Source organism: Kribbella sp. CA-245084 (assembly GCF_050942355.1).
Classification (GTDB): Bacteria; Actinomycetota; Actinomycetes; order Propionibacteriales; family Kribbellaceae; genus Kribbella.
The window spans coordinates 2,366,668-2,379,730 of record NZ_CP192053.1 but is presented as its reverse complement, the minus strand read 5'-3'; the positions used below and the strand labels follow the sequence as shown (position 1 = coordinate 2,379,730).

Genomic DNA, 13,063 nt, shown 5'->3' with positions numbered 1-13,063 from the left:
GGCGACCACGACACCAGACACTATCGATCAGATGGTGGTGACACCGCGGACCCAATCTGTCATGGCTCGTTGTGGTTGTTGTCGTACGCGTGCCTGAGGCCAATCGACTGGCCGGTGCTCAGTCGTTCCGCGACAGCGCGAAGGTGTTGCCGATGACGCGAGCGGGTGTCGCGTGGATGTCGGTCGGGTGTGCGCGCAGCGCTTACCGGCACGCGCTCGCCCATGCGCCGCAGCGGGAGCAGTTCGGCAAACCCATCGCGTCGTTCCAGCTCGTCCAGGATCTGCTGGTCCGCATGCTCGCCAACACAACGCGTCCGCCACGCTGTGCGCCCGACTCTCCTAGCTTGCAGGACGCGAGTGCGGCGTACGACGAACACGCTTCACGTCGGCCGGTCGATCCCTGGCGTTCAGCGTTCGCCTAAACCCGTCAGCAGCTTGCGCTCAGTCCGTTAGGTCGCCGCGTGCGAGCTGCGAGAGTGTCCTCCACCCGATGGTATGAACCAGCGCGTCCGCGTGCCGGTGCACCAGGTTCCAGTGTTCGCCGTCGCGGCGGAACGCGAGCGTGACGCGCAGGGACCAGTCCTGCTCCGGCAGTTCTCCCACCACGCCGCGCTGTCGCTCCACCACCGCGAGCACGGCCAGTTCGTCAGTCACGTACGAGGCGTCGACTTCGACCTCCACCTCGCCACCACGGAAGGTGTTCCGGGTGGCCTCGCGGGTTTCGTCGTCGAGAACGAAGCCCGACCTGGTCGGTCCACCGAACGGCGGCATCAGCGTGAAGTCGTCCGCGTGCGACAACACGCTCGCGTAAGCATCAAGGTCCCCCGCCAGGTAGGCCTCGGCCGACTCTTGAGCCATCCGGATCAGCTCAGTCGAAACAGAGTGCGCATGCTCGTCTGTCATGTCCGGATGGTACCGAGCCAATCACCCGCCGGCCGAGGCCAAAGCAGCGTCAGGTTGCGGCCCGGGAGCGCGCAACGCTCTGTAACACATCGGCGGTCTGGACGATGGAACCAGCGGGGGGAAGCCTGCGTCGGCGGGCTCGCGAGGGGGACGCGGTGATGGGCATACGCGGCCGTATCGGGCCGATCATTCTGGTGATCTCGTTGACAGCGCTCGCCGGTTGTACGAGCGACTCGCGGGGCACCGCTCCGCCACCTGGATCGAGCTCGACACCGAGCGGATCGCCCATCGACGGCAAGGCCGCGGCGAGCGCGGTCCTGGGCGGCTTCCGGGTGACGGTGCCGGCCGGGTCGACCAACGGATCCGGCACCCTGACCGCAACCGCAGCACCCGACGCACCTGCGACCGCCGCCGGGCTGAGGCGCGTCGGCTCGGGCGTCCACGTCGACCTCGGCGGAGCCCAGCTGAAAGCGCCCGCCACGGTGACCTTCGCCATCTCCGCCCATTGGGACAAGAACCTCCTTCCGATTGTCGCCTGGGAGGACGGCCACGGCGGTTGGCGTTGGCTTCCGACCAGCTGGAAACCAGGTCAAACGACCGCCACGGCGCAGACCGACCACTTCTCGACCGGATTCCTCGGCAGCCTGGACGTCGGCGCGGAGGCCAGGGCGGCCCTCGCCCGGCTCGGAAACTGGTTCACCGGCCGCGCCGACGTCGCGCAGCCGGCGTGCGGCAGCGAGTCCGCGGTACGGACCAAGATCCGGATCAGCTCCGACGGCGGCGACAGCGTCAAATGGTGCCTCGGGAGCCAGGACGGCAAGACAGTCCTGAAGATCGCGAACAACCGCCTCAGCTACACCCAGCTCACCTATCCGAGTTCTTGGAAGGTGTTGTCGGGCCAACGCTACGGAATCAGCCTGGATGCGCTCGTACAGTTCACCGCGACGAAGGCCGCGTCAGCTCTGCAGCGACGAGGACGGTCGACGATCCTCATCGAGGCCGGCAAGAGCGTGACGTTCGCGGTACCCGGTACCGGCGAGGCCTCCGTCGTCGCGCAGAACAGCTTCTACGCGTACGCGCTGCAGATCCTCGGGCTGGCCCTCGACATCGAGACGAAGGTCGCGAAACTCGCCGGAATCGAACTCAAGAAGAACGGGATCGACCGACTGATCGGCATCATCACCGGCGAGAGCACGCTCGACGAGTGGGGCAAAGCAGGTCGCGACTGTCTGCGTTCGATGAGCAGCGAATTCACCAGCGACCTGACCGAGCCGGTCGAACTCGACGAGACAGCCAAGCAGGTCTTCACGGTCGTCAGCGAGTGCGTCGTCGCAATGGGGAAGGTGTCCGCCAGCGAGTCCGGACCACTGATCTTTCCCCTCAGCGTTGTGCTCGATGCGGTCATGACCATCGTCACCACCGTGATCACAGCCGTGAAGTTGCTGATCATCGGCGTGCGCGAGGTGTGGGACTCCTTGGCGAGTTTCGGCGGCCGCAGCAACCCCATCTACACAATCCGCATGACGCCGCGGTCGCAGCCGACCGAGATCGTCAACATCAACCCCTTCACCGCGACCGGCGCAGTCAAAGCAGGCTACGCAGTTGAAACGGCCGATGGGCTTCTCGACTGCACGCCGTACGTCGAGGCGTCTCCGTCCGCGGTCCGGAGCAACATCTATGCGTGCGGCACGACTGCGGCAAACGCGGACGTGTGCTGGATCGAGCGCGGTGCCGCCGACGCGATCTGCGGCGTCGACCCGTGGGACCACAAACTCAGGAAGTGGTCCCTCGCCGGCTGGCCGGTCCCCGACGTCAACCCGCCGCCTGACCCGCTGCCATGGGGCCTCGTTCTCGCTGACGGTACGAAGTGCCGGCGACGCATCGGCGGATCCTGGTCGGGCCGCCCGGACGGCTGGGTCGCGTCATACGGCTGCGTCGACAAGTCCTTCGTCGTACTGGCCGATCCGAACAACGACTACCAGGACCTCGACAAGACGAAGCCGACCTGGATCGTCCGAGTCGGCGAACTCAGCGACACCGCCAAGACGCTTCCTCCCCCACGCCCGGTTGCCGTCAGAACGGCGTACTTCGCAACCCGCAACTGATCAGGTGATCGTCAAACGCGACCCGTGAACGGGTCGTCCTCGGGCCGCAGGTGCTGGACGTCGGCCGTGGTGTCGGGCATCGTCATGGTCAGTCAGTCCCTCTCGGCAGCGGTGACCGCGACATCAGTGAATAATGTCAACGTTGACATTACACTGGGGGCATGCAGATCGAACCTCCGCGGCGGCCGCGGCTCGAGGATGTGGCCGCGACCACGGGTGTGAGTATCAAGACGGTGTCGCGAGCCTTGCGCGGGGACCCCAAGGTGCGGGAGTCGACCCGGCAGCGGATCGTGGCCGAGGCCGATCGGCTCGGCGTGCAGCTGAACGACGTCGCGGCCGGGCTGCGGCGGAAGAACCAGGCGATGACCTCGATCGGGGTCACGCTCGGCGACTGCACGAACCCGTTCTTCGCGCCGATGCTGCGCGGCATCCACTCGGTCGCGTCCGAACGCGGATACCTGGTGCTGACCGCCGACGCACAGAACGATCCGGAGCTCGAGCACCGCGCGATCCGATCGTTCTTCGCGCACCGGGTGGCGGGCCTGATCATCGCCCCGGTCGGGAACGACCTCGGCTACCTCGTGAACGAGGCACGCTTCGGTTCGGCGATCGTGTTCGTCGACTCGCCTCCCCCGGGCCTCGGCGAGTCGATGGACTCGGTCACCACGACCAACGAGGCCAGCACCCGGGCCGGTATCGAGCACCTGCTCGCGAAGGGCCGGCGCCGGATCGCGTACCTCGGTCATCCGCGCAGCGGCAGCGGCGCCGAGGAACGCTGGGCGGGGTACGTCGCCGCGCTCGAAGCCGCCGGTATCGCGGTCGACCCGGATCTGGTCCGCAACAACCTCGTCAGCGAGGACGACGCGCGGCGGGCCGCCGACGACCTGCTGGACACGGTCGAGCCGGACGCCGTGTTCGTCGACAACAACCGGCTCTGCACGGGCCTGCTGCAATCGGGTGCGTATGCGCGCCGCCGCCCGGACGTGGTCAGCTTCGACCGGTTCGAGCTGGCCGCCGCGTTCGGCGTCTCGGTGATCGACAGCGACCCGTACGACGTCGGACGGGCCGGCGCCCAGCTCTTCTTCGACCGCCTGGCCGACCCGTCCCGGGCACCCCAGCGCCTCGAGGTCCCCGCCCACCTGATCGTCAACGACACTCCGACGTACTAGCGAGCCAGGCGTCGGCCAGGGCCTGGTGGCCGGCGGGCGTGGGGTGCACACCGTCGAACAGCCAGTGTTCCGGGTTGTTGCCCGCGGCAAGCTCAGCGAACATCCCGTCCGCGGCGACCAGGGTCGCGTCGTACTCGCGGGCCAACTCCCGCACGACGTCGATCTTGGCGTCGAGGTCGGCGCGCCACTCCTGCTGCTCCTCTTTCACCGGCAGCAGGAACGGCTCGATCAGCACGAGTTGTACGCCGGTCAGCGGCTCCAGCAACCGCCGGTACCCGGACCGGAACGCATCCGCCGTCACCTCGTCGTGCCCGAACGAGTACCGGTACCCGGTGTCGTTGATCCCGATCAGGATCGACACCACATCCGGACGCGCCTCGAGTACGTCGGCCTCCCAGCGGCTGACCAGACCCGCGAGCGTGTCCCCGGAGATCCCGGTGTTCAGCCAGACCGGAGTACGCCCTGGTTGCCTGAGGCCCCATTGGCCGGCGATCCGCAGCGGGTACCCGTACCCGAGCGGATTGTCGGTGTCGCGCCGGTGGCAATCGGTGATCGAGTCGCCCGTGAACATCACCCGGGCGCCGTCCGCCAGTACGATCACGATTCCTCCGGTGTGAACGTGGCGACCCCGATCGTGGTGTCGCTCTGCCCGTAGTACGCGAACCAGGTCCCGCGATGGAACACGAGCCCCTCGACGAACGTGACGTTGTCGACCAGCCCGTGCCGATCCTCATGGCTGCTCGGTTCCAGCCACGGCTCGGTCAGTTTGGCAACGACCGTGTCCGGCCGCCGCGGATCGATCAGCACCTGCCCGCAGGCGTAGTACACGCTGCCGTCGGGTCGCACCACCGCGCTGTTGTGCATCAGCAGGACATGGCCGGTACGGGTCCTGATCGGTTGTGGGCCTGTCTCGACCAGGTCGCCCATGAACGTGCCGGGCTCAGGCCGCAGTACGGGAACCGGGTCGGCCTTCCAGTGCAGCAGGTCGGGAGAGGTGGCGAGGTGGATGTTCCCCTCGCCGAACCACATCAGGTACTGCCCGTCGATCTGCTCGGGCAGGATCACTCCGCCCTTGCTCCACTCCGGGCCTGGCGTCTCCCGCACCCCGGCGAAGGTGTTGATGCCCGGGAACATCGGCCCGTGCTTGTCCCACCGGCGCAGATCCGTCGACGTGGCGAGGCAGAGCCGCGCGCTGTGCCGGTCCCAGCCGGTGTAGGTCAGGTAGTAGGTGCCGTCCACGAAGACGACCCGCGGATCCTCACACCCGAACCGCTCGTAGTCCTCTGTCGGCACCATCACCGGATCCGGCTCGGTCTCGAACGTGATGCCGTCGTCGGACCAGGCCAGGCCGAGGTGCGACACGATGTCGTCGGCATGCGCCCGGTAGACGAGCGCGATCCGCCCGTCCACCGAGATCGCGGCCGGGTTGTAGACATTGCTCGACTCCCAGTCGTGCCGGCCGGGCCGGAGAACGGGGTTCTCCGGCCGCGGCACGAACGGGCCGAACGGGTAGTCGACCGGGGCCGCACTCATTTGGCGATCAGCTTGTTGATACCGGCAACCATTCCGTCGATCCCGGCGCCGACGTCCTTCTTCCCCGACAGCGCCGGGTTCCAGGTGGTGCCGACGACGTCACCGGCCGGCGTCGACCACGGGTCGAGGAACTGGGTGACGAACTTGTCCTTCACCCCGAGCTCGTACGTCGCGGTCGCGGCGATGCTCTTCCCCGCGGCGTCCCCGGCCTGCAAGGCCTCGTAGTACCCCTTGGATCCGGGCTCGTACGCGATCGGGGCGATCGGCTGGTCCTTCATGGTCTCGTTGAAGCCGGTGACCTCCATGTAGCTGATCACCTTCCAGGTGCTGTCCGGGTCCTTCAACGTCGCCGGAGAACAGACGCCGTTGGTCTCGATCGGCTGCACGGACTTCGCCGTACCGGCCGGCCAGGGTGCGTAGCCCCAGTCGAACTTGGGCTTGTTCTGGGTGATCGACTGGTGCAGCCACTGCCCGCCGAACATCAGCGGCATGCCGCCGTTGGCGAACTGCGCGACGGCGTTCGTGCCGTCGTAGTCCGGGTTGGTCATCTCACCGGCTTTGATCGCCTTCGTCATCCGCTCGGCGCCGGTGCGGAACGTCGCGTCGGCCTTCACCTCTTTGGCCCCGATCGGCTTCTGGAGGATCGGCGCGCCGCCGTTCGCGACGGAGTACGCCGAGACGCCCTGCGGGCTCTCCAACAGCGCCCACGCGTTCACCAGCGGCGTGGCCTTCGGGTCGGTGCGCTTGAGCGCGGTGATGTCGGCGTACAAGTCGTCCCAGGTCCAGCCGATCGCCGGGGTCTTCAGCTTGGCCTTGTCGAAGGCGGCCTTGTTGTAGAAGAAGCCGTAGGTGTTCGCGAGCGTCGGGATCCCGTACAGCTTGCCCTCGGAGTTGCGCCACAGGTCGAGCGAGCCGGGCGAGAACTTGTCCTCCTGCAGACCGTCGCCCTTCTTCAGGTACGACGACCAGTCGTACAGCAGGCCTTCCGCGGCGAGGTTCTGCTCCTGCGAGTTCGAGCACCAGAAGAAGTCCGGCGCCTTCTTGGACATGATCAGCGAGGCGAGCTTCTGCGCATAGTCGGCGTTCGGCGACTCCTCGCGCTTGACCCCGACGCCCTGCATCTTGGCCATGCTCTTGTCCAGGGCCGCGTTGGTCGCCACGGACTCCCAGGTCATGTAGCTGACGGTGCCGCCGCTCTTGCCGCCGGCATCGGAGCCGCCGCCGCACCCGGCGAGGGCGAGACCGGCGACGACAAGCACAGCTGTCGGCCAGGACCGGTGTGTGGGCATGATCGATCTCCTCATTTCGCGATGGTTCCGAGGGCGCCGAGGCCCTCCATGAAGTAGCGCTGGGCGAGGAAGAACAGCACCAGCGGCGGTACGACGAACAGCAGGTTCGTCGCCATGTAGTAGTTGTACTGAGAGCCCGCCTGGTCGGACAGGAACGCCGCCATCCCGAGCGGGAGGGTGAACTTCTTCGCATCCTGCAGGTAGACCAGCGGGCTCAGGTAGTCGTTCCAGGACAGCTGGAAGGACATGATCGCGACGGTGATCCAGACCGGCTTGGTCAGCGGCACCATGATCCGGGTGAAGATCATCCAGTGCCCGGCACCGTCGATGGTGGCCGACTCGTCGAGGTACTTCGGGATCGACTGGTAGTACTGCCGGGCCAGGAACACGAAGATCGGGCTGCCGAAGAAGGCCGGCAGGATCAACGGCACCCAGGTGTCGATCAGCCCGAGGTTGATGTAGAGGTGCTGCAGCGGGATCAGCCCGACGATGCCCGGCACGAAGATGCTGCCGGAGATCAGCGCGAACCAGAACCGGCGGCCCGGGAAGTCGATCCGGGAGATGCCGTAGCCGACGATCATCGAGCTGACCACCGCTCCGATCGTCGAGAGCACGGTGACGATCACGGTGTTCAGGAGCAGCCGGTAGAACCCGATCTGCGCCGGGCCGTCGACGAAGTTCGCGGCCCGGAACTCGCGCGGCAGGAACGCCGGCGGCAGCTGGTTGATGTCGCCGTTGCCCTTCAGCGCGATGCTGATCATCCACACCAGCGGCAGCAGCATCGTGACCGCGAGCAGCCCGCACAAGGCGTACCACGCAACCCGCGACACCATGAACGAGACCCGCTGCGTGAGCGCCGCAGGGCGCGCCATGACAAGAGCTTCGGCCGTCATGCGCCTTCTCCTTGATAGACACGGCTGCGGGTGAGTCGCAGCATCACGACCGTCACCAGCATCACGATCACGAACAGCACCCACACCTCGGCGGTCGCGTACCCGAGCTGGGGTGAGGTGATGAAGTCGGCGAACCCGTCGTTGTAGATCTTGTACATCAGCAGGTTCGTGGAGTGCCCGGGTCCGCCCTTGGTCAGGATCGCGACCTGGTTGAAGGTCTGGAACGCGCCGTTCAGCGCCAGCATCAGCTGGAGCATCATGATCGGCCCGATCATCGGCAGCGTGATCCGGGTGAACCGCCGGAACGCCCCCGCCCCGTCGACCTTCGCCGCCTCCTGGATCTCCTCCGGCACCGCCTGCAGGCCGGCCAGGAAGATCATCATCGTGCCGCCGACGCTCCACAACCCGACGATCAGGATCGCCGGCAGCGCGACGTGCGCGTCACCGAGCCACATCGTCGTCGGCAGGTGCAGGAACTTCAGTATCTGATTGGCGAGTCCGTACGTCGGGTCGTAGATGTACTTCCACAACGTCAGTACGGCGACCGCGGGCAGCACGACCGGTAGGTAGAAGATCGTCCGGAACACCTTCACGCCCGCGATCGTGCGGTTCACCACGACGGCGAGCACCAGGCCGGCGAGCAACGTGGCAGGTACCGAGATGACCACCCACAGCACGGTCACCTTCAACGACGGCCAGAACGTCGGGTCGCTGGTGAACAGGAACTTGTAGTTCTCCAGTCCCACCCACTTGGCCGGCGTCAGCCCGTTCCACTCGGTGAACGAGTGGTAGAGCGAGGTCACCATCGGATACACGACGAACAGCAACAGCCCGATGATCGCGGGCGAGATGAAGCAGTACCCCAGGATCGTGTCCCGGCGTCGTTTAGTCATGCTCGGCCTCCCGGGTCCGGATCCGGACGGTCAGGATCTGGAACGGCCGCAGGGCGAACCGCGGCTCGTCGACGATCTCGAGCGGACGCTCCAGCAGATCCACAATCTCGGTGCCGGCGGCAACGAAGTCCCAGCTCAGCCGCGCCGCGGTGCGCGCGCCCAGGGACTCGTACAGGCGCACGATCACGTCGCCGGAACGGTCTTCGGCGAGTTTGACCGACTCGACCACCACGCCGGCTCCCTCGACCGTGACGAGCGGCGCCGGCGCCGACGTACCGCGGATCTCCCGGATCGGAAGGTTCAGCCGGAGTCCTGCCTCGATCGCGGACGCTATCCCGGCGCCGGACACCAGCGTGTACTGCGCACGGTGCCGGCCCTGGTCGGTCTCGGGATCCGGGTATCTCGGTGCCCGGAGCAACGAGAGGCCCACTCCGGTGCCGGTGCGACCGGCGAGCGGATCACCGGTCTGCCCCGCGAGCCGCCGCAGGTCGTGGCCGTACGTCGAGTCGTTGGCGATCGCGACGCCGAAACCGGGTTCGCCGACGTGCACCCAGCGATGCGCGCACACCTCGAACTTGGCCTCGTCCCACGTCGTGTTGTCGTGCGTCGGCCGGCGCAGGTGCCCGAACTGGATCTCGGCGGTCGCCTGGCCGGCCCGCACATCCAGCCCGAACATTGCTTTGAGCAACTTCTCGCGCTCGCGCCAGTCGACGTCGATCGTGAAGTCCACCCGGTCCGCTCCGGCCGGCACGGTGATCGTCTGCTTGTACGTCGACGCTCCCTGCGATCGGCGTACCTCCACGACGACCGCGTCGGGCGCTTCCGTGACCCGCAGCGAGTCGATCGTCCGGAGCGGTTCGGCGGTGGCGCGGTACGAGGCGTCGAGGTCCCAGGCGTCGAAGGCGTTCGGCAGGTCGTGATGCAGGACCAGGTCGTTGAGACGGGAGCCCTCGGCAACCAGTTCGCGATCGTGCCGGGTGTCGACCAGCGAGCTGATCGTCCCGTCCGCGGCGATCGTGATCCGGAGGACGCCGTTGTCCACGAGCCACTGCTCCCCGTCGAACTCGGCGGTCACGGCCGGCCCGGTCGGGGCCGGTGCAGCCGAAGCCCCCAACGCGGGAACGCCGTCGACAGGCATCGGAACTGCGTTGAAGCGGATCGGGGTCCGGCCTACGCCGGCCAACTGCGTAAGCGCAGTAGCGATCAGATCCTCGAGCTCCGCCTGGATCTGTTCGTACGCCGCCCGCGCTTCCCGATGGACCCACGCGATCGACGAACCGGGCAGTACGTCGTGGAACTGGTGCAGCAGCACGGTCTTCCAGATCCGGTCGAGGGCGTCGTACGGGTACGGCGCCCCGGTCCGAATCGTCGCCGACGTACACCACAGCTCGGCCTCGCGCAGCAAGTGTTCGCTGCGGCGGTTGCCGCGCTTCATCGCCGCTTGCGACGTGTACGTGCCGCGATGGGCCTCCATGTAGAGCTCGCCGACCCAGACCGGCGCGTCCGGGTACTCGGCCTCGGCGCGCTCGAAGAACTCCGTCGGCGTCAGGTGCTCGATCGGCGGGGCGCCCTCGAGATCGGCCTGCCGGCGGGCGCGCTCCATCATCAGCGCGGTCGGCCCGCCACCGCCGTCGCCGTGACCGAACGGGACCAGCGAGGTCGTCGCACCGGCATGGTCGCGGAAGTTCCGCGTCGCGTGGTTCAGCTCGGCCGGCGTCAGCTCGGCGAGGTAGGTGTCGACCGGCGGCAGGTGCGCGAACAGCCGGGTGCCGTCGATCCCCTCCCACCAGAACGTGTGGTGCGGGAACGGGTTCGTCGGGTGCCAGGCGAGTTTCTGCGTCAGGAACCACCGGAACCCGGCCAGTGCGGCGATCTGCGGCAGCGCCGCGGAGTACCCGAAGGAGTCCGGCAGCCAGACCTCGCGCGGCTCGACGCCGAACCGCTCGGCGAAGTACCGCTTGCCGTGCACGAACTGCCGAACGAGCGCCTCGCCGCCCGGCAGGTTCGTGTCCGACTCGACCCACATTCCGCCGGCCGGGACGAACCGGCCCGCGGCCACCGCCTCGGCGATCCGCGCGAACAGCTTCGGCTGATGCTGCTCGATCCACGCGTACTGCTGCGCCTGCGAGCAGGCGAACCGCAGCTCGGGGTAGTCGTCCATCAACGCGAGCACGTTGGCGAACGTCCGCGTGCACTTGCGCACCGTCTCCCGCATCGGCCAGAGCCACGCGGAATCGATGTGCGCGTGCCCGACGGCCGCGACCCGGTGGGTACTCGCCGCGGCCGGCTGGGCCAGGACCGGCCCGAGCTCGGCCCGTGCGGCCTCGACACACGCGTGGATCCGCTCCGGATCGATCACGTCGCAGGCACTGTCGAGCGCGCGGAGGATCTTCGACCGGCGCGGATCGTCCGCGGCCAGCTCGACCGCCCATCCGATCAGTACGTCGAGATCGACCGCCAGCGCTCCGGCCTCGCGATTGAGGTCGACCAGCTCGGCCCGGCGGAAGCGGTACTGCGGTTCGCCGTCGGCATCCAGGCCGTCGCCGAGCCGGGTCGGCGAGAACGCCCGCGCCGCGATGTCGGGGTTGGCCGCGGCCTCGACGTACAGCTCGAACGTCGTCGTCCCCGGGTCGAGCTGCACGTACTGACTGCGCGGATGGACGCCCTTCACGATGCTGCCGTCGGCGCGGTGGACCAGCCCTTCGGACTGGAAGCCCGGGCCGCCGTCGAAGCCGAGGTCGACGACCACGGCCGCCTCTGTCCAGTCGGCCGGGACCTCGCCTACCAGGCGGAACCACGCGGTGGTCCAGGCCGATCCCCACGCGGACCCGGCGGTGAATGGCTCGAACGGTCCGGACGTCGCCTGCTCGAACGGCTCCGGCTCACCCGGCAACCGTCGTACGGCGATCCGTAGTGGCGCCGTCCGGCGCTCGACCGCGGGGCGGACCCGCTCGTCGAGCATCCGGCGCGCCCGGTCGATCGTGCGTTGTGGATGCTGATGCATCACGACGCCTTCGCGAAGCGGACCTTGACGAGCATCTGCGCGCCGGTCGACGACGTGTAGTAGGTGTAGTACTTCGTCAGCCCGTCGGCGCTGGTGTACTCCGGGTGGGCGAACGCGGCGTACTCGATCCCGTTGGTCTTCGCGGCGGTGAAGAGCTTGGTCGGCGTACTCCACGGACCCCAGGGGTTGGGCGCTGTCTGGAAGAAGACGTCCTGGGACTGGAACGGCATGAACGTGTTGACGTAGGCGCCGAACGCCTTGTCCCAGTAGACGGTCGAGCCCGCGGCACCGTTGGCCTTGACCAGTGGAGTGTTGGCCGGATCGGTCGACCACTGCGGCTGACCGTTGCTGTCGGCACCGGTGTAGTAGCGCCACTGGGAGATGTCCGTGACGTTCGCAACCGGCACCTTCGCGACCGCACACCCGTCGAGGGTGCACTTGCCGTACCCGTACAGCGTGCCGCCGACGAGCACCATCGCCTGGCCGGTCCAGTCCTGGCCGACCGGGAAGAACAGTGTGTTGTCTGTGCCTTCCGGACTGGGGATGTCGGCCGGCCGGTTGGTCGCGGTGAGCCGGGTGATCGTCTTGGTGTTCATGTCGACCGACACCAGGCCGGTGCCCTGCGCCTGACCGACGAAGCCCGACTCGCACGGGGTGCCGACCCGGCCGCCGCGGCAGAGCTTGCCGTACGACACCAGGATCCGGTGCCGGGCCTGGTCGACCACGGCCGGACCCGGCCAGTGCGCGAACACGGTGCCGCAGTACTCGTCGGTGGAGTCGGTACAGTCGGCGGACGCGTGCTGCTGCTGGAACGCGAGCTCGGCGGCGGAGAACGGCACGAACTCGGGCGGTACGCCGGTCGAGTGCTCGTCGAACGGGTTCGCCGCGGTCATGGTGATGTTGTCGCTCGCGTCCAGATCGCTGGTGGTCGCGGCGGTGCTGGTCAGGAAGCCGTCCGGATCCTTCAGGATCGTGTCGTCGAAGAACCAGACCGACTGATTGCCGTAGCGGACGCTCTGCCCGTCGTCGCGGGCGGCGTTGTGCGGGTTCTGGGTGATCGGGCCGAGTTCGGTCGTGCTCTCGACCACCAGGTTCGAGGCGCGATGGGCGGACCGGGCGGGGGCGGGTTGCGCGGCCAGGGCGGGTGCGCAGAGGGCGGAGGCGGCGAGCAGCGCCGCGGCGAAGAGCGAGATGCGGGAATGACGCACGGTTGGTACTCCCTCACTGAGTGACGGCAACAGGTGCGGAGCGGGTTCGATGATGTCAACGTTGAC

At 67.7% G+C, this 13,063-nt stretch carries 11 protein-coding genes; 3 read left to right on the top strand and 8 right to left on the bottom strand.

The window, feature by feature from the left end:
* Positions 1-89: 89 nt before the first annotated feature.
* On the top strand, positions 90-422 hold the full coding sequence (locus tag ACQPYH_RS11630; protein WP_432889942.1) for an acyl-CoA dehydrogenase family protein: 333 nt from the start codon (positions 90-92) through the stop codon (positions 420-422).
* A 19-nt stretch (positions 423-441) separates the two neighbouring features.
* Here ACQPYH_RS11630 and ACQPYH_RS11625 read toward each other — a convergent pair whose 3' ends face one another.
* Positions 442-903, bottom strand: coding sequence for a YybH family protein (locus tag ACQPYH_RS11625; protein ID WP_432889940.1), 462 nt, complete (start codon positions 901-903; stop codon positions 442-444).
* Positions 904-1,058: 155 nt separating this feature from the next.
* Here ACQPYH_RS11625 and ACQPYH_RS11620 point away from each other — a divergent pair, with 155 nt between their 5' ends.
* The gene (locus ACQPYH_RS11620; protein ID WP_432889938.1) at positions 1,059-3,008 is read left to right on the top strand and encodes a hypothetical protein; all 1,950 of its coding nucleotides are present in this window, start codon (positions 1,059-1,061) and stop codon (positions 3,006-3,008) included.
* 161 nt (positions 3,009-3,169) lie between these two features.
* On the top strand, positions 3,170-4,177 hold the full coding sequence (locus tag ACQPYH_RS11615) for a LacI family DNA-binding transcriptional regulator (RefSeq protein WP_432889936.1): 1,008 nt from the start codon (positions 3,170-3,172) through the stop codon (positions 4,175-4,177).
* Here the strand turns inward: ACQPYH_RS11615 and ACQPYH_RS11610 are convergent.
* From ACQPYH_RS11610 to ACQPYH_RS11580, 7 genes are read right to left on the bottom strand one after another with little or no spacing between them, the layout of a single operon-like run.
* Positions 4,155-4,778 carry an SGNH/GDSL hydrolase family protein gene (locus ACQPYH_RS11610; protein ID WP_432889934.1) on the bottom strand — a complete coding sequence of 208 codons (624 nt, stop codon included), beginning with the start codon at positions 4,776-4,778 and terminating at the stop codon, positions 4,155-4,157. The two genes, ACQPYH_RS11615 and ACQPYH_RS11610, sit on opposite strands and share 23 nt — an antisense overlap.
* Positions 4,775-5,710 (bottom strand): glycoside hydrolase family 130 protein, encoded by a 936-nt coding sequence (locus tag ACQPYH_RS11605; protein ID WP_432889932.1) that lies wholly within the window; start codon positions 5,708-5,710, stop codon positions 4,775-4,777. The genes ACQPYH_RS11610 and ACQPYH_RS11605 overlap by 4 nt, the downstream gene beginning before the upstream one ends.
* Entirely contained in the window at positions 5,707-6,999 is a 1,293-nt protein-coding gene (locus ACQPYH_RS11600; protein WP_432889930.1) for an ABC transporter substrate-binding protein, read from the bottom strand. The genes ACQPYH_RS11605 and ACQPYH_RS11600 overlap by 4 nt, the downstream gene beginning before the upstream one ends.
* A gap of 11 nt (positions 7,000-7,010) precedes the next feature.
* The gene (locus ACQPYH_RS11595; protein ID WP_432889928.1) at positions 7,011-7,892 is read right to left on the bottom strand and encodes a carbohydrate ABC transporter permease; all 882 of its coding nucleotides are present in this window, start codon (positions 7,890-7,892) and stop codon (positions 7,011-7,013) included.
* Entirely contained in the window at positions 7,889-8,785 is an 897-nt protein-coding gene (locus tag ACQPYH_RS11590) for a carbohydrate ABC transporter permease (protein ID WP_432889926.1), read from the bottom strand. The genes ACQPYH_RS11595 and ACQPYH_RS11590 overlap by 4 nt, the downstream gene beginning before the upstream one ends.
* Positions 8,778-11,789, bottom strand: a complete 3,012-nt coding sequence (locus ACQPYH_RS11585; RefSeq protein ID WP_432889924.1) for an alpha-mannosidase — start codon at positions 11,787-11,789, stop codon at positions 8,778-8,780. The genes ACQPYH_RS11590 and ACQPYH_RS11585 overlap by 8 nt, the downstream gene beginning before the upstream one ends.
* Positions 11,789-12,997, bottom strand: a complete 1,209-nt coding sequence (locus ACQPYH_RS11580; protein ID WP_432889922.1) for a DUF4185 domain-containing protein — start codon at positions 12,995-12,997, stop codon at positions 11,789-11,791. Before ACQPYH_RS11580 ends, ACQPYH_RS11585 begins: the two co-directional genes overlap by 1 nt.
* Positions 12,998-13,063 lie beyond the last annotated feature (66 nt).

Bases quoted from the DNA above. Each gene is read 5' to 3' on its own strand.
- ACQPYH_RS11625 (WP_432889940.1), bottom strand. From the start codon at position 903: ATGACAGACGAGCATGCGCACTCTGTTTCGACTGAGCTGATCCGGATG.
- ACQPYH_RS11615 (WP_432889936.1), top strand. From the start codon at position 3,170: ATGCAGATCGAACCTCCGCGGCGGCCGCGGCTCGAGGATGTGGCCGCG.
- ACQPYH_RS11605 (WP_432889932.1), bottom strand. From the start codon at position 5,710: ATGAGTGCGGCCCCGGTCGACTACCCGTTCGGCCCGTTCGTGCCGCGG.
- ACQPYH_RS11600 (WP_432889930.1), bottom strand. From the start codon at position 6,999: ATGCCCACACACCGGTCCTGGCCGACAGCTGTGCTTGTCGTCGCCGGT.
- ACQPYH_RS11595 (WP_432889928.1), bottom strand. From the start codon at position 7,892: ATGACGGCCGAAGCTCTTGTCATGGCGCGCCCTGCGGCGCTCACGCAG.
- ACQPYH_RS11590 (WP_432889926.1), bottom strand. From the start codon at position 8,785: ATGACTAAACGACGCCGGGACACGATCCTGGGGTACTGCTTCATCTCG.
- ACQPYH_RS11585 (WP_432889924.1), bottom strand. From the start codon at position 11,789: ATGCATCAGCATCCACAACGCACGATCGACCGGGCGCGCCGGATGCTC.